Origin of the sequence: Luteolibacter rhizosphaerae (assembly GCF_025950095.1) — a bacterium.
Lineage (GTDB): Bacteria > Verrucomicrobiota > Verrucomicrobiia > Verrucomicrobiales > Akkermansiaceae > Haloferula > Haloferula rhizosphaerae.
Genome location: NZ_JAPDDR010000010.1, coordinates 40,213 through 60,676, shown reverse-complemented (window position 1 = coordinate 60,676; position 20,464 = coordinate 40,213). Strand labels below are relative to the sequence as shown.

Here is a 20,464-nt window from a genome sequence, read left to right as displayed (position 1 = left end):
ATCACCGCATGCCGAGACAAGAGCAAATAGCCCTGCTTTCTCAGCGCTTGCGGCGAAGGATCAGCGCCCCGAGTCCGATGAGGCCGAGCAGGCTGCTGGATGGCTCCGGCACCAAGTTGAAGGCGAAGGCTCCGACCTGACCCTCGCAGGTGGGATCGTCGAGGTGAGCTCCGGCGATGAACCCGCTGACCACGCCTGAGCCATTCGCGACGGCAGTACCGATCAGGGTGTAGTTCGCGAGTGTTGGTGTGGTGCCGGGAGTGCCGACCACCTGAGCTTGTGCGGTGGTGCCGCCGAAGGTGACTTGAGCGCCGCGCGGATTTCCATCCCAAGCGGCGACGGCATAGAGGGTGACGATGCTCCCCGGGGCTAGGCCGCTCAGAGTGAAGTTGTGGGAATTCTCGTTGTTGCCGAAGGTGTAGAAGCCGTCAGTGGTCAGCGGCTCGGTCGCGTTATCGAAGCTGAAAACGCCGACGTTTTCGATCGAGAAGGTGATCCCGGTTCCTTCAATGTTGCTGACCGAGGCGGTCGGCGTGTTGGAGAGGAAATTGCCGGTCGCGGCGGTGGTTCCGGTGGCGACCGGGGAGGTCGAGCTACCGAAATCGAGTTGGAGGACGACGGCCTCCGCGAGGACGGTGAGGCTCGCCAGCAGGGACGTTGCGAGAGCAAGGGTTTTCATGTGTGGGTCGTGAACAGTAAGCTACCCTTAACATTTCACAAGGGGCCTCGTATATGTCCACGATCACGTATCAGTATCCCTACGCATGTCCCGGGATCATGCGGAGGCGGCGGGATGATCCAGATTGAGCTGGCGCACCTCCTCAAGCAGGGCTGAGAGCTTGATGCCGACCTCCGTGAGGTCGTAGTCCACGCGGGCGGGTAGCGCGGGGTGCTCGGTGCGGATGAGCACGCCGAAGTCCACGAGCCTGCGCAGGCGCTCGTTAAGGACCTTGGTGGAGATGCCGGGGATGAAGCGTTCTAGCTCGCCCGGGCGCTTCACGTCTTGTGCCACCGCGGCCACGATGGAGGAGCTCCATTTGCAGCCGATCACATCCTCGAAGCGATGGTAGGCGGTGCGATCCTTGAGGGGGATAAACTTCGGCTTCTTCGCTGGCATCCCGCTGATGGAAACCCGCCATGGCAAGAGCTGTCGAGAGGGAACCTTTCGGTGCCCACCCCTCCGTAAAGTGGCCTCTGTGGCGAAATCGCGGAGGGCGGATGATGGCGACGCGATCCGGAACACGAGCGATCGCGAATCACAAAGAACCAACACAAAAGTATCATGAAAACGTCCGCTATCTTCTATCATGCCGGTTGTCCTGTCTGTGTGGAGGCCGAGCAGAGCGTGGCCCAGGCGCTCGATCCCGCCCGCTACGAGGTGGAGATCGTCCATCTGGGCGAGCAGGCCGGCCGGGTGGCCGAGGCCAAGTCCGCAGGAGTGAAGTCCGTGCCAGCGCTGGTGCTGGCGGGCCAGTCCTTCCACATCAACTTCGGTGCCGGTATCGAGGCGCTGGGTTGATCCAGTAGCTGCGAGCGGCCCCGCTTCCTTCCGCCGGTGCGGAGGGAGCGGGGCTTTGCTTGTGGTCAGGAGTCGACGCCACGGCGTGCTTCGCTCTCGCGGATCATCTCGCTCAAGTCCGCGGCGGGGCGGATCTCGAAGGGGCCGGCCTTCACACCGGGGTGCTTCGACATGATCTGGATGGCATGGTTCAGGTCGCGGGCTTCGAGGATGAGGATGCCGCCGATCTGTTCCTTGGTCTCGGCGTAGGGGCCGTCGGTGATGGCGACCTTGCCATTCTCCCAGCGTAGGGTGGCGGCGGTCTGTGGCGGCTGAAGGCCCTCGCCACCGGCGAAGTGGCCGTTCTTCCGCAGCTCGTCATCGTAGCTGAAGCACTCGTCCACCATCGCATTGCGCTCGGCTTCGGAGAGGGACTCGAACTTGTTCGGGGCGATGTAGCCCAGGCAGATGTATTTCATCGAGTGGATGAGGGTCTCGGGTTCAATCGAAAGTGCCTTCGGGGAACTCGAAGATGGGACGCAGCTCGACCACATCGCCGGGTTCGGCGGGGACGCGGCGGGCCCATACGAGGGCTTCCTCGCGCGAGCCGATCTCGAAGAGCCAGTAGCCGCCGATGACTTCCTTCGATTCGATGAAGGGGCCGTCGGTGACATTCGGCGTGCCGCCTTCGAAGCTGACGCGTGCGCCCGAGCTAAGAGGGGTCAGTCCGTCGATGTCGATCATCTTGGCGGCCTTGCCGAGTGCTTCGTTGAACTCGCCCATCTTCTTCATCTTTTCGAGTTCCTCGCCTTTCGGGACCCAGTCTTCCCCGAGCCGTTCTTCGGGCGGGGTACCGGGCTGATAGACGCGGGGGATCATGAGCATCAGGAATTTCATCGTTTGGTGTCGGTTGAAGCTTGGTTTCAATAGCTCGACGAACGAGGCGGAGGGATTTCGACAAGGCTTTCCGATTTTTTTGGACCGGGATGGATTGGATGGATGGGATTGAGAAGAAGGCTAGGGAGATGAATTGTGGGGTATCCTATTCATCGTGGTCCTTTTGATCGAGTTGCTGGAGGCGTTTTTCGAGGAAGCGGCGTTCGGGTTCCTGCTGGGTGAGGGCGAGGGCGCGGGTGTAGGATTCGTGGGCCTCGCGGTGCTGGCCGAGACGGCGGAGGAGATCGGCGCGGACGGAGTGGGCGAGGTGGTAATCGGTGAGATCGCCGCGGGAGAGGATGGTGTCGATGTGGGCGACGCCGGATTCCGGACCATCGCGCATGGCGATGGCCACGGCGCGGTTCAACTCGACCACGGGCGAGGGCTCCATCTGGTAGAGGGCGGTGTAGAGGGCGACGATCTGTGGCCAATCTGTAGCGGCGGTATCGGGGGCCTCGGCATGTACGGCGGCGATGGCAGCTTGGAGGGTGTAAGGGCCGAAGCGTTGGGTGCGCAGGGAGCGTTCGACGAGGGCGATGCCTTCCGCGATACCCTCGCGGTCCCAGAGGCTGCGATCCTGCGCTTCTAACAGGATGAGCTCGCCCTCCGGAGTGCTGCGGGCGGCGCGGCGGGATTCCTGCAGGAGCATGAGGGCGAGCAGGCCGATGACCTCCGGCTCGGGGAGGAGTTCGAGCAGGAGGCGACCGAGGCGGATGGCTTCACCGGAGAGGTCGGCGCGGGTGAGCGAGCTACCGGAGGAGGCGGAGTAGCCTTCATTGAAGACCAGATAGACGACCTGCAGCACGGTGGCGAGGCGCTCCGGGAGTTCCTCCGGGGAGGGGACCTGATAGGGGATGCGGGCGTCGCGGATCTTCGCCTTGGCCCGCACGATGCGTTGGGCGAGGGCGGGTGTGGTGGTGAGGAAGGCGCGGGCGATCTCCTCGGTCTTCAAGCCGCAGACTTCGCGTAGCGTGAGCGCGACGCGGGCTTCTTGGGCGAGCGCGGGGTGACAGCAGGTGAAGATGAGGCGCAGGCTGTCATCGTACAGGCCCGTGTGATCCTCAGACGGGTCTTCCGGGCTCCGGGCTTCCAATTCTTGGACGAGCTTGTCCTGAGCAGCATCGAAGCGGCCGCGGCGGCGCAGGGCATCGATGGCGCGGTTGCGGCCGGTGCTGACGAGCCAGGCGCGGGGATTGGCGGGGATGCCGTCCTGCGGCCACTTCTCCAGCGCGGCGGTGAAGGCATCCTGCATCGCATCCTCCGCGCGGTCGAAATCGCCGAGCAGGCGGATGAGGGTGGCGAGGATCCGGCCGGACTCCGCGTGATAGAGCGTCTCCAAGTGTTCCCGAACCGCTTCGATGGATGTCTCCGGCATTGGAGGAAGGGAGAGCGTGGGGAGGGGCGGGGATCAATCGGAAACGTCAGGGGCGGTGTCCGTGCGAGGTGAGGCGGGATGGAAATGTCATGAAATGTCTGTGGTTTTGAGAAAGTTGTCGGCGCGACCTGAAGTGATCCCGGCATTGAAGCATGGATCGGGGGGCAAGGCGAGAAGGGGAGGGCTTGCCGGCCTCAGATCGGAAATTTGTGATTCCGATCCCGGTGTGGGGATGGGGGGACTACCGCGGAGGCGCAGAGGTCGCGGAGGGTCGCAGAGATGGATGCCCCGGGCTTGGTGTAGGCTCCAGAGCGGGCTTGGAAGCTGGCTACTTGACCTTCACCGCGACGACCTTGCCGTCTTTCCAAGTGAGGAGCGGCATTTTCCAGCGGCGGTGTTCAGCGCGGAGTTCGCGGGCCATTTTCTTAGCGGCCAGCAGGCCTCGTTCCTTCGACGTGATCGTGCCGGAGGTAGGAGTTGTCTTTGAAAAGCTGTCGGCTGGCTTCATGGATGCAGCAGGTTGCGCAACTTTGTGAGGCTAGCATCTCCAGACTCCAAAATCAACTGTGGAGGCTCAGACACGTTTCTCCAAAGAAACCAAGCATCGGCGAGCGAAGCGTAAGCTCCCACAAAGTTGTTGATACTGCGTTGGTAACGGCGGTGAATGTCTGCCGTTGGGATGTGGTGGCCGCCCTTTCTTACGCGTTGAGCAACGCGACGAACTGCCAAGGAGGGGGATGGAATCCAGAGGTAATGGATCTCGATGCGGTAACCGGCTGCTTTAGCTCTCTGAATGATGGCGACTTGGGCGTGGCCGCTAAGAGTAGACTCCAAAGCGAAAGAGACTTTCGCCATCAGACAGACCTCGATCTCTTCTAACAGAATCCTACCAGCTTTGAAAGCGACGGATCGAGGGGCGAAAGGGGAAAGCCCACGGGCGATCTCGTCGGCATTCAGAAAACGAGGTGGAGCGTCGAACAAAGTTGTCAGATAGGCTTTGGCGAAAGTGGTCTTCCCTGCGCCATTGCAACCTCCGAAGAGATAAAGTACGGGGTCGGCTTTATCTGGTTGATTGGTGAGGACCCGTTTCCAGACGTAATCCTCGCCAACTTCTTCACCTTCTTCGTTCATGATCGGGAGGGATGTTAGCATAAACGACCAAGGGCCGTCTTCCGGCGATAGCCACGAGTGAAAAGACTGCCAGGAATCCCAATCAGGCACGGCCATGATTAGCATCCAATCTCCGACTTGGCAGTCGGAGGCTTCTTCGCGCTTCATCGGACTGACTCTTCCCATGCACCGCACGAGATTCAACTTTGGATTCCAAGGGACAGGTGCGGAGGTCTCTATTTACGAGAACTCTTCAAGGAATGCAGTCGTGAGATGCACGTGAGCGCGGTCTCAGGCTCGCCGTTTGAGATGGCGGAACTTGAGGACGGTCGATTGCAGCTGCGTGTCGTGATCGAGATCTAAGCGGCAAGCTGAGATCTGAGATGGTGCCTTCTCATCCATCATCATTGGCGAGGCGGATGCCGCAGCGGCGGATGCGGACGGTGGCGGTTGCGTCATTGGTGCGGAAGGCCAAGGTCGGGGGGACTGAAGTCACCCCGGCGGGCACGAGGACGGGCGGGGTGCGGAGGGCGACGATGCCGTCTTGAGGGACGATCTGGGCACCGATATCCCCGCCTGCCAGCATGTCGACGGCGAGCGCGCTCCCCACCTGGAGCGTGACGCCGGCGATGCTGCCGGACATCACCTGAAGCTCGACGACTCCTTCCACCATGCGCCCGGTCGGCGGGCCGCCGAGATTCTCGCCGAAGTTGTTGAGATAGAAATTTCCGAGGGCGCCGCCTTGGGTGATTCTGAATTCCCACCAGTTCCCCTCCGGGCTGGGGATCAGGCTTCTCTGGTCGACGCTGCCTTCGGCCGGAGGGAAGAGATACCAGCCATTGGGGCGGTCCGTGCCGACGAAGACGACATTGGGTGTGATCCAGTTCTGGTTCTCCCAGGGATCGAAGTCGAAGCGGAAATGCTTCTTCAGGGTTTCGTGTAGCTTGCGGCCGATCATCGAGGCCGGGTAGGGAAGGGGATGGTAGTTGTTGCTGCCGATGTAGTAGCTATCGAGACCGACGCCGTTGTCGCTGCCGGGGACGGCTTCCATCAGGTAGCTCCAATCGCAGAGCGGGACATTGTGGATGGCAGACTCCTCGCGGACAATGGTGTTCAACTGGACGACAAGGGCCTGACGGACGGTGTTGTCGATGCCGACACTGCCGATGGGGAGCACCGTGACGGCGACCGGATGGATACCGGCAGCACGGAGGGCGGCCCAATCGGCCACGATCTGGGCGCGGTAGGCTTCCGGAGTGGAGATCTGGGCCGCGTCGTTCGTACCATAAGCCAGGATGCAGACATCTGCATCGCTGGCGAGGATCGTGGGGAGATGGATGGCGCTGATCTGATACGAGCGCTTCCCGCCAGCGTAGAAGCAGAAGGCCTTGTTCACCGGGTCGGCCACCAGCTCCCAGCGGGTGCCGCCGAAGAGGCGGGCCCAGTTGAAGTAACCCCGGGCAGATAGGTGGACCAGATTCGCACTTCCCTGGCCGGTGACAGAGTCCCCCATGACGGCGATCTTCTTGATCAGAGGCTTCACGGGGCCGACCTCGAGGCGGTAGAAGCGATGGGCCTCACCCGGTCCGGGGGTCTCCGTGAAGGTCATGGGTAAGCCGGTGGCTTCTTCCTCCGCGCGCGCGGTTTGCCAATCGGCGGCGGCGAGGCTTGGCGAACTCTGGAGATGGTAGGTCTGGCCGGGGAGGGTGGGCCACTGGAGGGTGACCTGCCCGGCTGCATCGCGAGCGATGGAGAGCGGGGGTAGCTCCTGGGCGGGGAGGAGGGACGGGATGAGAGCTAGGGTAGCCCGCAGGAGAAGACGGAAGATCATCACGGTAACAGCTGCGCCGTGATAACAGGAGAAAGAGCCTCTACAAGGATGTTAGGGGATGGGGAAGGGGGCTGGGCTGGAGCTTTGGCGAGGATGGCGATGGATGGGGGGCGCGATGATGTTACCGCGGAGACACAGAGGTCGCGGAGGGGCGCAGAGATTTTTGGGACGGAGATCTCAGCTACACAGGGCTGAAGGGCCGCTTAAGGGATCTTCACCTCGATGATCTTGCCGTTTCTCCAAGTCAGGAGCGGTAGTCCCCAGCGCTTGTGACTGGCTTCCAGATCCTTGGCCATGACCTGCGCCGCGAGCAACCCGCGTTGACCCGGGGTGAGGGTCAAAACGGCTAGAGCTTTGGGAGAGGAAGAGGTTGGATCGACCGATTTCATGGAATCAAGCGTGCTCTGAGTTGTTCCAAGCTAACGCCGGGGAACTCCAATTGCAATGCCGGTGGCTTGGTGGTGTTGTCCCAGAGGAGCCACGAGTCGGCGAGCGGCGGCAATGCGTCCGTGTGCTTTCTCGTGGTGCCTCAGGGTCCGCTGTCCTTACACTTCGGCGCGGCCATGCAGCACTTCCCTGAAATCCAGCTCACCTTTCAAGAAGCCAGGGTCCTCGGCTGCTTGTTGGAAAAGGAAATCCTCACGCCCGACAGCTACCCGCTCACGCCCAACTCCCTGCTGCTGGCCTGCAACCAGACCACCAGCCGGGACCCCGTCACCCGCTTCACCGGGGACGAAGTGGCGGAGGCCCTGCGCGGACTTTCGGAGAAATACCTCGTCGAAAAGAACCTCGGCGGCCGTGCCCCGAAGTTCGAACACTGCATCCAGGACGTGCTGAGCATGCAGCGGAGCGAGCGCGCCGTCCTGACCGTCCTGCTGCTGCGCGGTCCCCAGAGCGCCGGGGAAATCCGCCAGCGCACCGATCGGCTGCACACCTTCTCCTCCCTGGAGGAAGTGGAAGAGACGCTCACGTGGTTCATCGACTACCCGCACGGTCCGCTGGTCCGCCGTATCCCCGTCGGCGAAGGCCGCCGGGTCGAGACCTTCGTCCACCTCCTTTCACCCGCCGCCGCAGACGGCTACTCCGGCACCGTCACCCCTTCCGCCGCCGCCGACACTCCTGCGGAGAACGATTGGCGTGCCGCCATCGAGGCGCGACTCGCCAGCCTCGAGGCCGAGATCGCAGAGCTCAAAGCCGGCCAAGCACCGCGATCCGTCGATGGGAATCCGTGAGAGTGTTGAGTGTTACGCCTTGTTCGGCTTCGAGGCTGGTGATTCGGGGCCGCATCCCAGCGAGATTCCGTCGATTGAGTTTCTTTATAAAGAGACAGGCACTATGCCGGTCCTCAGCCGCAAACTAGGGCATTAGGATGGGGGGGCGCAAGGCGGGTTGAGCCTAATAGGTTCAGATTTTAAGGGCTGGTCCCCGGGGAGGGAATTTTTCGATGCGGGGACTGACCCCAGTCACGGAGAGCTCTGGAGATGGTAGATCTGGCCGGCGAGGGTGGGCCATTGGAGCGTGACTTGGCCGACTGCATTACGCGCCATGGAGAGTCGCCGCAGCTCTTGGCAGTGGAGCAGAGACGGAATGAGAACTTGGGTAGCCCGCTGGAGAAAACGGAAGATCATCACTGAAACAGCTTTCCCGAGGCATTTCCACCGGCCCAGAGTAGGATTGCGATCTCAAGGCTTTTTAACTTTGCATTACGGGCGTTAGAATTCAAATACTGCTCTCCGACTTTCTATAGAGGCAACAAAATTCTTAGCCTCATTGAGTTGAGATTCTAGCTCTCGGTGAATGATCGAAATTAAATCAGAGATCTTCGAGCCAACTGAAATGTCTTGGAGGAGATCCTTCAATTTAAATCTATAAGTTCCGGAGCTGTCTCGCGATTTATTTATGTCAACGGAGGAGTAGTCAAGGTTAATTAGTTCTGTGATATAGTTTGATTCGGTCATGTTGTTAATCGGATAATGTTTGCTTGATTCCCAAGTGTAAGAGTCGAGTCTGCGTGTTTCCTTGTCAATCGTTAAGATGTCGTCTCCGAAAAATTTCGTGGCAAATTTATTTTGTCCCACCTTGCTTCCTTTTTCCAGTAAGAGAGCAGTAAATGATGGGACTCGAAAATATTTCTCGAAACGGTATCTGTCGATCTGCGAAAGAAATATCAGCTCTTGTCTCCAAGCGTGCCACTTAACGGCCATGGTTTCGTAAAATTTGACAGCATTTTTGTCAGGATGATTTTTTATGCAGAGTGCCGCGTGGTATTCTTGAACGCTTTTGTGGATGTATTTGACCTCTTCGCTGTCTCTAACCATTAGACAGGTGATGTCTATAATGTCGGACAGTAAGTTGTCTGGCTCCATTTTAATTGCAAGAATTTGCAAAGTTGTTTTGGCGTGTTGGCTAAGGTCCTTGGTGGTGAATGATGTCTCGCCTTCCTTTCTTGTGATGAAAGAAAGGGTGTTAAAGAAGTCCTCCAGCGAAGAATCTTCCAATTTTGACTTGCGAGGGCGAGTGTAACCCCCTTTGTTTTTATCATGACTTAACAGGAGTAGTGGAAAAAGTGAGTCGTAAAAGGCAATCCCATTTTGAGGGATGCTTTGATCTATTCGGTGTCTTATAACCAAGAGTGCCACCATTAGAGGCGTAGTCAGGAGGTCTCTCATTCCTGTGCTCTCCTTGTTGATTTGCTGAATAATGGTGGTCGCGGTTGAAGTGCTGGCGCACATCTTCTTGATTATCTCCTCGTGATCGTTATCTTCGAGTTCAGCAACTTTAAAGACTCTCAGAAACGGACATGAGCTGATGCCGGTGTCAGGCCTAGAAGTGATGACGAATTGAATTTTCTCAAAGCGCCGGGACAAGCTTTGGATGTCTGAAATCAATTCTTCGCGAGTTTCATGCTTCGCTTCGTCAAAAGCATCTAAGAATATTGTAATTCTTCCTTCTGAGGCGAGAAGTTCAAATATTTTGACATCGCATTCGATTCCTAAGTCGTTTAGCTCTTGAATTAGATTGTCAACGAGACGCGCGTTCCCTCTTGCCTTTCTAAGCTCGATAAAGACTGGGATTTTTCTATTGAGGCAAAAGTCCACCGTGGCAAGGTATCTCAACAAGGTCGACTTGCCGAGGCCGGCTGTGCCCTCAAGTAAGATATTCCCATCATGCTTAAAATCTTCGAGTTGGTTAATCGTTACTCGTTCCCTGCCAATGATAGCCTTTGCTGGATAGTAAAATGTAGTTAAGTCGACTTCTCTTTCGGTTTGTAAAATTGTCTTTACTTTCCTTAGTGCGATGATGTTCTTGAAGATTGTATCTGTCTGCTTCTTTATTTTTAGCTTTTTAAGAGAGATGTTTAGGTGGGATTTTGCCAAGGTGTAAAGATCTGATGTCGCAGACTCGACGAGTTTCTTCACGGCTGCGGCAGTTAAAATCAACGTGGGTGTGGCTGGGTCAGGCATGACTATTATTTATGGTGTGTCTTCTCTACTTGCTGAGGCAAGGGCTCGGCTTGGACCTCTTTCTTTCGCGAGCCCAAGTGCCGGATTCCTTGGATGTTGGCTTGGTGCAAAAGGCGTTCAGTTCGCCCTGCTGTTATTCCTGCAATGAGCATCGACTCGGCGCTTGCCGATGTCGGGGGCAATCGAAACGAATAGGGTTACGGAAGCACATTGGATTCTGTTATGCTTGATGCCGCCTTCTTCGCTGCTTTTCTAGCCTCGATTTTGAGAAGCTTGCGAATCGCAGACTTGGCGAATTTGTTCTCAAGTTCCTGGGCATTGACGAGGATCTGATCGCGGAATGCGACCAATGCTCCCCGGCTTGAGTATCTGAAGAAGAGGTGCCGGGCGGAAGTCGCTCCGCTGGCGAGGTCATGCCGGTCGGAATCGCTGAGGCGGACCATCCGCCAGTGTCTGCTCCATCGCGTGACATGCATGGCGAGGATTAGGTCCTCGCCCTCGTTAGCCTTGCGCAGCCAGTAGCCGAGTTCAGAGTCCTCCTCCAGCACTCGCCCATGGAGGTCTAGCAAGCTGTCGATCTGGCGATGGATCTTGTGCTTGGCGGGATAGCTGTATTTGACCGGGCACTCGGCTTGGAATGCGAGCCGCGGGTCCTCCCGGAGGGCTCTCCAAAGTGAGTCGTAGAAGATCTTTGATCGTTCACCGCCTTCCTTGGTTTGATCGTAATCAACCGGTTGCCAGCCATTCAGCTTGGCGATGATGTGGGTGGCGGTGCGCCCCCGGCAGACGATGGTTCGGGAGAAGCCGGGGGAGGAGAACGAAATCTGGTCGAAGTCGAGGTGTTGAACGAGGAATTCAATCACTTCCTGTCGCTCATGCACGCCATACCATTCGGCGAGTTGCCAGATCTGGCTCGCCCGTGAACTCAGTAACATCTCTTCTAAGTCGGAAATCGATCCCGCGACACGACGTTCACAGATGTCGATTTCGTCGATGACTTCCGCGTTGCGAAACCAGGTTTGGAGCGTCGGCTTGGCGTCGAAGGCGGGGAAGTTCATCAGGCAACGTATCACCAACTCATCCCAATTTGCGGCAGGAGTTTGAATGAGGGAACGCAAGGGTTCCAGATTCTCAGGGGCCTTGAGGAGCGAGGCGGAATGGATCGCCCTGGAGCGGTTCATCGAGGCCTCCGCGCTTTTCCTCTCCGAGCTCTGTTGTTCCGGGTTGAAGAAGCGAGTGATGTGGGGAGCGAATTCCCGGAGACGAAATCTGCCAATAGCCTCCAGAACATTTTCCCGGAAGGGCAGGGCGTCGTCCTCTAACCAAGCTACGATCCGATGGTGGAGGGAGGGATGGTAAAGGTGCTCGCAGGCGATGGGGACGAGACAGGCGCGACGAAGGGGATCTCCCTTTGCCGCGCGCTCGAAGCAGGCATCAATTTGGCCGGAAGGTAGAGCGATGATCTCCGGAAGGAGTCCATTCAACCGGGTGCCGAATCCGACCTGCAAGGACCAAGCGCTCTTCAGCTTGCCGCAGAGAGCGCTTAATTTCTTCAAGGTGTCCCGGTCTGCGGTCATGCGCAGACGCAGTTATGGCGAACTTAGGCCGGTGTGTAAACCTCCGCGCCTTTTTCGACGAACTCCTGACTCTTGTCGGCCATGCCTTTTTCCAAGGCGGCTTCTTCGGAGATGCCCTGTTCCGCGGCATATTTCCGCACGTCTTCGGTAATCTTCATGGAGCAGAAGTGGGGGCCGCACATGGAGCAGAAGTGGGCGGTTTTGGCACCGTCCTGTGGGAGGGTTTCGTCGTGGAATTCGCGGGCGGTGACGGGGTCGAGGCCGAGGTTGAACTGGTCTTCCCAGCGGAATTCGAAGCGGGCCTTGCTGAGGGCGTTGTCGCGGTACTGGGCACCGGGGTGGCCCTTGGCGATGTCCGCGGCGTGGGCGGCGAGCTTGTAGGTGATGACGCCGTCCTTCACGTCCTTCTTGTTCGGCAGGCCGAGGTGTTCCTTCGGCGTGACGTAGCAGAGCATGGCGCAGCCGTACCAGCCGATCATGGCGGCACCGATGCCGCTGGTGATGTGGTCGTAGCCGGGCGCGATGTCGGTGGTCAATGGCCCGAGGGTGTAGAAGGGAGCCTCGTGGCACCACTCGAGCTGCTTGGCCATGTTCTCCTCGATCATGTGCATGGGGACGTGGCCGGGGCCTTCGTTCATGACCTGGCAACCCTTCGCCCAAGCGCGCTTGGTGAGCTCGCCCTGGACTTCCAGTTCGCCGAACTGGGCCTTGTCATTCGCATCCGCGATGGAGCCGGGGCGGAGGCCATCGCCGATGGAGAAGGAGACGTCGTAGGCGGCGCAGATGTCGCAGATCTCGTCCCAGTGGGTGTAGAGGAAGTTCTCCTTGTGATGGGCGAGGCACCACTTCGCCATGATGGAGCCGCCGCGGGAGACGATGCCGGTCATGCGGCTGGCGGTCATCGGCACGAAGCGCAGCAGCACGCCGGCGTGGATGGTGAAGTAGTCCACGCCTTGCTCGGCCTGCTCGATGAGGGTATCGCGGTAGAGTTCCCAGGTGAGGTCCTCGGCCTTGCCGTTCACCTTCTCCAGCGCCTGATAGATCGGCACGGTGCCGATGGGCACGGGCGAATTGCGCAGGATCCACTCGCGGGTGGCGTGGATGTTCTTGCCGGTGGAGAGGTCCATCACGGTGTCGGCGCCCCACTTGGTGGCCCAGCGCATCTTCTCGACTTCTTCCTCGATGGAGGAGGCGACGGCGGAGTTGCCGATGTTCGCATTGATCTTCACGAGGAAGTTGCGGCCGATGATCATCGGCTCGCACTCCGGGTGGTTCACATTGAGCGGGATGATCGCGCGACCGGCGGCGACTTCGCTCCGCACGAACTCCGGCGTGATCTCCGCGGGGATGCGCTGCGGGAAGCGGGAGAAGATGGAAGGGGTGTAGGGGCTGGCGGGGAGCTGGGTGCTGCCGGCGTGCTGCTTGTCGAGGTGATTGCGGACGATGTCCTCCTTCATGTCCGCGATCTTGGCGCGGCGCATGTTCTCGCGGATGGCGATGAACTCCATCTCCGGGGTGATGATGCCTTGGTCGGCATACCACTTCTGCGTGACGGGCTTGCCGGTGGCGCGGAGCGGGCGGCGGCGCTCCGAGGTGAGGCCGGGGAACTCGACGAACTTGTTGGCGCGCTCCGACTTGGAGGCGAACTCGACGTGCTTCTCGGTGAGGTAGCCATTGTCCTGCGGCTGGACCTTGCGGCCCTCGTATTCCTGCACGTCCTGGCGGGCGAGGATCCACTCGCGGCGGAGGGGAGGCAGGCCTTCATCCGAGGTGCCGGTGAAGGCGGGATCGCCCCAGGGGCCGGAGCAATCGTAGACGCGGACGGGCTCGTTCTTCTCGATGCGGCCGTTGAAGGTCTTGGTGTCGTTCAGCGCGATCTCGCGCATGGGGACGCGGACGCCGGCGTGGAGCTGGCCTTCCACGTAGACGCGGGTGGAGGCGGGCAGGGGCGCGCGGGATTCGTCGTGGTTCGAGGCACCGGTCGATTCTTCGGGAGCGATCATGGGGAAAGTTTGCTAGTGTTCAGGTGGAAGTTTGAAGGAAGAGAAGAAAGAAAAAGGCCGCACGGGAACGCGCGGCCTTGAAGGAAAAGTTCGGGTTTGGGACGAGCTTCCTAGGGCGGTGCGATCCGCTTCAGGTTCGGAGGATTGGGGCCGCGCGCCGGCCGATCTCAGTTCCGCGAACGGGGAACTCTCCTGTCGTGTCGGGCCACTGTAGGCAGGGAATGCGGCGTGCCAAGTAGGAAGTGGGGAGGGGGGAAGGGCCCGGGGCAAACGACACTTGGATTTTGGGAACCGCGAATGGACGCCAATGGACGCGAATGGGAGCCAATCCTTACTTTGAGCCGGTCGGTATTGTTGGCGGCTTGCCTGATCCCTTCGGGAGTTGGGGCTTTTTGCTGCGATTCGGGGGGGCGGGAGGGCATCCACCCGTGCTCCGCAGCAGGCTGCGTTCGCGAAAGCGGCAGAAGGCTGCGCGCAGTCCAAGGGCTCCGCCGCTTCTGGTCCTGAGTGGCTGCGCACTTAGGGCTTCGGTGCCTTCATGCCGACGTATTTGGCCTTGAGCTCTTCGGCCTGGGCTTTGACGGGCTGGGCGGCTTGCTGGCTTTGCTCGGCCTTGGTCTTGGCTTCGGGGAGTTCGGCGTTGGTGGCGGCGAGCTTCTTGTCGAAGTCGGCGATCTTGGCCTTGGCGGCTGCGACGGCCTTGCCCGCTTCTTCGAGCGCCTTCGGATCGGCGGGGGGCTGGACGAGGGCGAGTTCGGCGAGCTTCTTCTCGGCCGCGGCGGTTTCCTGCTTGGCGGCTTCGAGGCCGGCGCTTTGTTCCGCGGCGGCTTTTGTTAGAGCCTCGAGATCCGCGCTCAAGCCTTCGGCTTCGGCGCCGAGCTTGTCGGCCTCCGCCTTTACCTTGATGGCCTGGGCATTGACTTGGGCGGCGGCCCAGTGGACCTCGCGGCCTTGGAGCCATGCGAGCTGTTGCTTGGTCTGCTCGGTTTGGGCGGCGGCATCGTTCGCGGCTTTCTCGACGGGAGGGATGGCATCGCGGGCCGGTTGGATGGCGGCCTCGTTTTGCTTGATGGCGGCTTCGGCATCGGTGGCGCTCTTTGCGGCATTCGCGATGGTGGCGGGCAGGGTCTCCACTTTCTTGGCGAGAGCAGCGGCTTCGCCATCGAGCTTCGTGAGTTCATCCGCGGCGGCTTTCTTGCGGCCTTCGATCTCGGCGATGGCGCCTTCCTCGCGGCCTTTCTCGGAGCGTGCGCCCTCCAGGTTCGCGGCGGCGGCTTCCGCCTTCGGGCGCTGGGCACTCACGCCGGCTTCAAGCCCGCCGATCGCATCCGCCCGGTTCTCGGCCTTTGCCTTGGCGAGCTCGTCTTCGAGTCGCTTCAGTTCGGCGGCGGCGGCTTGATGCTCCTGATCGGCGGTGGCGATCTTTTGCTCAACGGAGGCGATGAGGACGCGCTTGGCCTCCGCTTCCTTGCTCACTCCATCGAGCTTGGCGCGGGCTTGATTCGCCTGCTCCTGCTTGCCGGGGAGCTGCTCCTTGGTTTGGGCCAGCTTTTGCTCGGACTCTTGCTTGAGCTTGTTCGCATTCGCCTGCGCGTCTTTCGACTGCTGCACGGCGGCCTCGGTATCGGTCAGGCGCTTGCGGGCTTCGTCGAGCTTTTGCTTCGCGCTGTTAGACGCGGCCTCGGTGGTGGCGAGGGCTTGCGGGTGATTCTTGATCTGCTCGCGCAGGCTCGCGAGACGGCCTTCGATGGAAGGAGGGTTCGCATCGAAGGCTCCGGCGGGATTGCCGCTGGCGATGTCCCATACACTGATCTGCCCGCGGTAGTCCGCGGCGAAGGCGCGCTTGCCCTCGTAGTCGATGGCGACGGCGACCGGCAGATCGGGCTGGTCCTTGTATTCGCGGGCCAGATTGAAGTCGGGTTTCCAGAGCTTCACCACCTTGTCGCGACCGGAGGTGATGAAAGAGCCATCCCGCGCCCAAGCGAAGGCGAGCACGCCGCCGGGGTGGGCATCGAGCTTCTTGACCTCGCTGCCGCCATTCATCTCCCAGAAGCGGACGGTGCCGTCTTCCGAGGCGCTGGCGAGGAGGTTCGAATCCGCGCGGAAAGAGGTGGCGGTGATGGCGGCCTGGTGGGCGCGGAGGGTGTGGAATTCATTCGCGCTATCCGCCTCCCAGACCCACACGCCGCCATTGCGATCGCCGGTGGCGAGGAGGATGCCATCCGGCGAGAAGTCGAGCGCGGTGACCCACTCGGTATGCTTCTTGATCGAGTGGAGCTGCGAGCCGTCCTCCGCTTTCCAGATCTTGATCAGCCGGGAAGGGGAGCCGGTCGCGACCATCGAGAGGTCGGGCTTCAGGTCGGTGGCGAGTACGCTGTCGAATTCATTGCCTGCCACGAGCATGCGCTCGCCGGTGACGACATCGAAGGTCACGGTGACGCCGGACTTGCCGGGCACGCCGCCGCCGACGATGAGGTAGCGGGCATTCGGCGTGAAGGCGAGCGAGGTGGGGTCGCCTTCGGGGAAGGGGAGGATGCCGGTGAGTTCGAGGCTATTCGTATCGAAGAGCAGCACCTGCTTTTGGCCGGTGATGGCGAGGAGCGGGGCCCAAGGCGAGCTGGCCATCGCGTTCACGGAGGAGGCGCGATGAGCGAGCACGGGCGGCTCCAAGAGCACGTCCTGCGGCATTGGCGGCGGGCCGTCCGGCTTCTGATCGGCGGCGGAGGCGATGGTGGTGTCGAACTTCGGCTTGGTCGGCTTGCGGGCGGAAGAGCTCTTATTCTCCAGCAGGCCGCCCTCGATCCACGCCTTCAGGATCTCGATCTGCGCGCCGCCCAGCTTCTCGCCTTCCGGCGGCATCTTGGGCTCGGCGCTGTGCATGACGACGGCGATCAGCTTCGAGCCGGTATCCCCGGGCTCCGCGATCTTGCCGCCGGAGCCGCCCTTCATCGTGCCGGAGAAGGTGGAGAGGTCGAGACCGCCCTTCGCCTTGTCCGGGTTATGGCAGTTCAGGCAGCTCTGCTGGAAGACCGGCAGCACGTGGTCGTCGAAAGTCACCTTCTCGGCAGCCGGGAGGGGGCCGAGGAGGAGGGCCGCGAGCGAGAGGCGGGTCGTAAGGGTGTAAGAGGATTTCACCAAACCGAAACGAATACGAAACGCATCGTATCGATTCTTGCTGAAAAAATGCGTGCCCGGGAAAGGCCTCTTCCGGGAAAACGAAAGCCCGGCACTGGGCGGTGCCGGGCTTTCTTCAGGCGTCTAATACACACTCAAACTTTGCTCAAGAACCCAACGGTAACCTGAAGCTGAAAACCGTGGCGATGAGTCCGATCCCGATTGGAATTAAGGACGCGACATCGCTGCTCACCACCTTCGCGAAATGGAAGAAGGCGTTGTGCTGCGGCGTCGGGAAAAGGACGTCGGGCAGAAGGATATAGGCTACTCCCATCAACGCCGGCAGGGCGCCGATCGTCAGGAAGAAGGCCGCGCGGCGGCTGAACTTGCCCTTCAACAACAGCTTGGGGCCGTCGATGAACCAGTTGCGGAAGAACTCCCCGTCGAATTGGGACAGGACTTCTTCCACGGTAAGATGCCGCCGGCGATTTTCCCGCATCGCGGGTTCAACCAAGGTCTCCGCGGCGACAGCGGGATCCTCGGGCTGGGCTGGGTGGGACAGCATGGACACCGGTCTACACGCGATCGCGTAGGTAGACAATCCCAAAGAATAAATTTTTGAACAATCCTGAGATTTCGTTGTCGTGGGATGTATGGGGGCGATTCCCGGAACTGTCCTCTAACTCGTCTCAGTGATTGAAGATAAACTCCTTCGAGTTCAGCAGGGCCCAAAAGACATCCATCAGGATCTGCTGCTTTTCCTTGTCGTCCTTGCCCTCGTTCACGGCCGCCATCAGCTTGCCGTTCTCCTCCGCGGTAGGTTCGCGGTTCACGGTCTTCAGGTAGAGATGGCGGATGATTTCCTCCGGAGTCTTCTTCTGCTCCATCATCGACTCCACCACCTTGCCCTGCTGGATGCGGTTGTGGGTGGCGTCGCCATTGAGGAGGTGGAGGGCCTGGGAGAGATTCGGCTCCATCTTCACTTCACAGGAGCAGACGGTGGCGCGGGTGGCGCGGCCGAAGGTGGTGAGGAAATAGGTGGAGGTATTGCCATCCGCGATCTGCACGGCGCGGGAGCCGAGCGGCAGGCCCTTGAACTTGTTCGGGGTCTGTGTGGCCTGCGAGATGCAGTCCAGCAGCACCTCCGCGCGGACCCGGCGGACGAGGGCGCGGGAGAAGTTGCGGGTGTCCGTTTCGTTGGTCTCGTTCACCGCGCTGGAGAGTTGGTAGGTCCGGCTGGTGCAGATGTCGCGGACCAGCTTGCGGACGTCGTAGTTGTATTCCACGAACTTGCCGGAGAGCGCGTTGAGCAGCTCGGGATTCGCCGGCGGGTTGGAGATCCGCACGTCGTCCACGGGATCGGTGATGCCGACCCCGAAGAAGTGGGACCAGACGACGTTCGAGACGTTCTTCGCGAACCAGGGGTTATCCGTGGAGGCGAGCCACTCGGCCACCGCTTCACGTCGTGACTTCTTGCCGAAGTCGTCCGGAGTCTTCGCTCCGAGGAAGCGGGGTTTCACCGGTTGCTTGGTCACGAGGTGGGGCACCTCGCCGCCGCCATCGAAGACGACGCGCTCGCGCGGGTCTTCCGCCGGCTTCCGCTTCACCTGCGCAAAGAAGGAGGCGAAGCCGTAGTAGTCATCCATTGTCCAGCGGTCGAAGGGATGGTTGTGGCACTGCGCACACTGGATGCGGGTGCCCATGAAGACCTGCGCGACGTTCTCCGTGAGCTTCAGGGTGTCCTGCTCGATCTGGAAGAAGTTCGTCGGCGGGCTGGAGAAGGTGCCGCCCTCGGAGGAGAGGATCTCCTCCACCACCTTGTTGAAGGGCACGTTCGCGGTGATGCGGTCGCGCAGCCAGTTGTAGTAGCCCAGTGCCGCTTTGTAGGAGACCTGCTGTGGGCCGTTGTTGAAGGTGCGGATCTGCAGGAGCTCCGCCCACTTCATGACCCACATCTCAGAGAATTCCTTTCGCGAGATCAGCTCGTCGACGAGCTTCTCGCGCTTCTGCGGATCAGTGCTGGCGAGGAATTGTTCGCGCTCGGAAGGCTCCGGCAGCTTGCCGACCACGTCGATGAAGACGCGGCGGATGAAGGTCTCGTCATCGCAGAGCGGGGCGGGGATGATGCGCAGCTTGTGCAACTTGTCGTAGACGAGCTTGTCGATGTAGTTGAACTCCGGCAGCTCGGGGCGGGTGTAGTCGAGGTTCTTCGGGATGACGATCGACTGCGCCACTTCCGTGAAGGTCATGAAGCGGCCTAACAGGAAGGCCTCGCCGCGGTTCTTCGAGGCGGACATCCCGCTGCGGGAGTTCACCGAGACCGAGTTGTCATTCGAAGTGGAGAAGGTCGAGAGCGTGGTGACATCGCGGTCCGTGCCATCCGAGTAAGTGGCCTTGACCGTGTAAGGAGTTTCCAAGCCCTCGCCCTTCAGAACGACCTGCGGCGGCTCGATGGTAATGCTGGTGGGCTGCGGGATCTCGCCCTTGTCGTACTCCGCGCCATCGCGGATCCAATCCACGAGCGTCTTATAAGCAGCACTGTCTTTCTCGAAGAGCTTGCCACCGGTGTGTGGCACGGAGCCGATCGCCTTGGTGACGAGCAGGGATTCCTCCGGCAGCGCGAGGTTCACGCGGCGGCCGGGGTTCTCACGGGTGAGGCGGAAGTGGTCGCCTTGGGAATCGAAGCCGAAGAGGGTGAGATGGAATCCATCCTTGCCGCGCGCGGAGCCGTGACAGGAGCCGGTATTGCAGCCGGAGGAAGTGAGCACCGGCATCACATCGAGCTGGAAGGAGACGGGGCGCGGCTTGGCGGCGTCCTTCACCGTCACGGGGATCTCGGTCTTCAGGCCGCGATACTCGAAGAGCATGGCGGTGCTACCGTCCTTGAGCGGCTTGAGCTCGGTGCCTTCGAGCTTGGCGATGCTGGGATCGGCGAGGGTGACCTTGACCTGACGGGTGATGTCCTGGGTGGCGGCGTCATTGAAGCGGGCCATCACCAGCACCTTGTGGAAGTCAGCCGCGGTCTCCAGGGTGACGGACTTGGGGAAAGCTTCGATCGCGCCGATTGCGGGGTCCGGCTCGGCATTCCAATCCGGCAGGGCGGTCTTCGGGCGCGGGGTCATGACGATGCCCTCCGGCCATGGGGCTCCAGCGGCGATCCAGGTTTCCAGCGCGGAGATTTCTTCCGGCTTCAGGGGGCCACCCTTGGGGGGCATGATTTCATCGTCGTCCTCGTCGAGCTTCACCCGTTTGAGCAACTCGGAATCGGCGGCCTTCTCAAGGAGGATGGCCGGGCCGGATTCGCCGCCTTTGAGGAATTCTTCGCGCTTTGTGAGCAGCAAGTCGCCCTTGGTTTTCTCCGGGCAGTGGCAGGACACGCACTTGGTTTCCAAGACCTTCCGGGCTGCATCGAAGCTCGCGGTATCCTGAGCCAAGGCCGGGCCGACGAGGGCCAGACCGGCAGTGGAGACACGGAGTCCGAGGGAGAAGGCAAGACGCATGGGGCAGATACGACGCAATCATGAAACGCTTTTCAAATTCCGGGAGGCTAAAACAC

The 20,464-nt window shown here is 60.6% G+C and carries 18 protein-coding genes; 2 read left to right on the top strand and 16 right to left on the bottom strand.

Annotation, left to right across the window (positions count from 1 at the left end; translation table 11 throughout):
• Positions 1-40: 40 nt before the first annotated feature.
• The gene (locus OJ996_RS18670) at positions 41-679 is read right to left on the bottom strand and encodes a PEP-CTERM sorting domain-containing protein (protein WP_264515170.1); all 639 of its coding nucleotides are present in this window, start codon (positions 677-679) and stop codon (positions 41-43) included.
• Between the two features lie 96 nt (positions 680-775).
• The gene (locus tag OJ996_RS18665) at positions 776-1,117 is read right to left on the bottom strand and encodes a winged helix-turn-helix transcriptional regulator (protein ID WP_264515169.1); all 342 of its coding nucleotides are present in this window, start codon (positions 1,115-1,117) and stop codon (positions 776-778) included.
• A 165-nt stretch (positions 1,118-1,282) separates the two neighbouring features.
• Here OJ996_RS18665 and OJ996_RS18660 point away from each other — a divergent pair, with 165 nt between their 5' ends.
• Positions 1,283-1,519 carry a hypothetical protein gene (locus OJ996_RS18660; protein ID WP_264515168.1) on the top strand — a complete coding sequence of 79 codons (237 nt, stop codon included), beginning with the start codon at positions 1,283-1,285 and terminating at the stop codon, positions 1,517-1,519.
• Between the two features lie 65 nt (positions 1,520-1,584).
• Here the strand turns inward: OJ996_RS18660 and OJ996_RS18655 are convergent, their stop codons facing one another.
• From OJ996_RS18655 to OJ996_RS18625, 7 genes are all read right to left on the bottom strand, one after another.
• Positions 1,585-1,977, bottom strand: coding sequence for a YciI family protein (locus OJ996_RS18655; protein ID WP_264515167.1), 393 nt, complete (start codon positions 1,975-1,977; stop codon positions 1,585-1,587).
• A 22-nt stretch (positions 1,978-1,999) separates the two neighbouring features.
• Positions 2,000-2,395, bottom strand: coding sequence for a YciI family protein (locus OJ996_RS18650; RefSeq protein ID WP_264515166.1), 396 nt, complete (start codon positions 2,393-2,395; stop codon positions 2,000-2,002).
• 145 nt (positions 2,396-2,540) lie between these two features.
• Positions 2,541-3,809: an RNA polymerase sigma factor gene (locus OJ996_RS18645; RefSeq protein ID WP_264515165.1), complete on the bottom strand. Its 1,269-nt coding sequence runs from the start codon at positions 3,807-3,809 to the stop codon at positions 2,541-2,543.
• A gap of 328 nt (positions 3,810-4,137) precedes the next feature.
• Positions 4,138-4,317, bottom strand: coding sequence for a hypothetical protein (locus OJ996_RS18640; protein WP_264515164.1), 180 nt, complete (start codon positions 4,315-4,317; stop codon positions 4,138-4,140).
• Positions 4,314-5,087: an ATPase gene (locus OJ996_RS18635; RefSeq protein WP_264515163.1), complete on the bottom strand. Its 774-nt coding sequence runs from the start codon at positions 5,085-5,087 to the stop codon at positions 4,314-4,316. The genes OJ996_RS18640 and OJ996_RS18635 overlap by 4 nt, the downstream gene beginning before the upstream one ends.
• A gap of 226 nt (positions 5,088-5,313) precedes the next feature.
• Entirely contained in the window at positions 5,314-6,750 is a 1,437-nt protein-coding gene (locus tag OJ996_RS18630; RefSeq protein WP_264515161.1) for an SGNH/GDSL hydrolase family protein, read from the bottom strand.
• Positions 6,751-6,953: 203 nt separating this feature from the next.
• Positions 6,954-7,139: a hypothetical protein gene (locus OJ996_RS18625; protein ID WP_264515160.1), complete on the bottom strand. Its 186-nt coding sequence runs from the start codon at positions 7,137-7,139 to the stop codon at positions 6,954-6,956.
• Between the two features lie 174 nt (positions 7,140-7,313).
• On the opposite strand from OJ996_RS18625, the gene OJ996_RS18620 reads away from it, so the two are divergent.
• Positions 7,314-7,982 carry a YceH family protein gene (locus OJ996_RS18620; protein ID WP_264515159.1) on the top strand — a complete coding sequence of 223 codons (669 nt, stop codon included), beginning with the start codon at positions 7,314-7,316 and terminating at the stop codon, positions 7,980-7,982.
• A 231-nt stretch (positions 7,983-8,213) separates the two neighbouring features.
• Here the strand turns inward: OJ996_RS18620 and OJ996_RS18615 are convergent, their stop codons facing one another.
• The 7 genes from OJ996_RS18615 to OJ996_RS18585 all read right to left on the bottom strand — a co-directional run bounded on the left by OJ996_RS18615 (position 8,214) and on the right by OJ996_RS18585 (position 20,408).
• Positions 8,214-8,378 carry a hypothetical protein gene (locus tag OJ996_RS18615; protein WP_264515158.1) on the bottom strand — a complete coding sequence of 55 codons (165 nt, stop codon included), beginning with the start codon at positions 8,376-8,378 and terminating at the stop codon, positions 8,214-8,216.
• An 84-nt stretch (positions 8,379-8,462) separates the two neighbouring features.
• A complete protein-coding gene (locus OJ996_RS18610) occupies positions 8,463-10,214 on the bottom strand; it encodes an NACHT domain-containing protein (protein WP_264515157.1) in 1,752 nt (583 codons plus the stop codon).
• Between the two features lie 197 nt (positions 10,215-10,411).
• A complete protein-coding gene (locus tag OJ996_RS18605; RefSeq protein ID WP_264515156.1) occupies positions 10,412-11,791 on the bottom strand; it encodes a hypothetical protein in 1,380 nt (459 codons plus the stop codon).
• Positions 11,792-11,814: 23 nt separating this feature from the next.
• Positions 11,815-13,794, bottom strand: coding sequence for a phosphomethylpyrimidine synthase ThiC (gene thiC, locus OJ996_RS18600; RefSeq protein ID WP_264515155.1), 1,980 nt, complete (start codon positions 13,792-13,794; stop codon positions 11,815-11,817).
• Between the two features lie 519 nt (positions 13,795-14,313).
• Positions 14,314-16,929, bottom strand: a complete 2,616-nt coding sequence (locus tag OJ996_RS18595) for a c-type cytochrome domain-containing protein (RefSeq protein ID WP_264515154.1) — start codon at positions 16,927-16,929, stop codon at positions 14,314-14,316.
• Positions 16,930-17,074: 145 nt separating this feature from the next.
• Entirely contained in the window at positions 17,075-17,479 is a 405-nt protein-coding gene (locus OJ996_RS18590) for a hypothetical protein (RefSeq protein WP_264515153.1), read from the bottom strand.
• Positions 17,480-17,597: 118 nt separating this feature from the next.
• The gene (locus OJ996_RS18585) at positions 17,598-20,408 is read right to left on the bottom strand and encodes a PSD1 and planctomycete cytochrome C domain-containing protein (protein WP_264515152.1); all 2,811 of its coding nucleotides are present in this window, start codon (positions 20,406-20,408) and stop codon (positions 17,598-17,600) included.
• Positions 20,409-20,464: the final 56 nt, after the last annotated feature.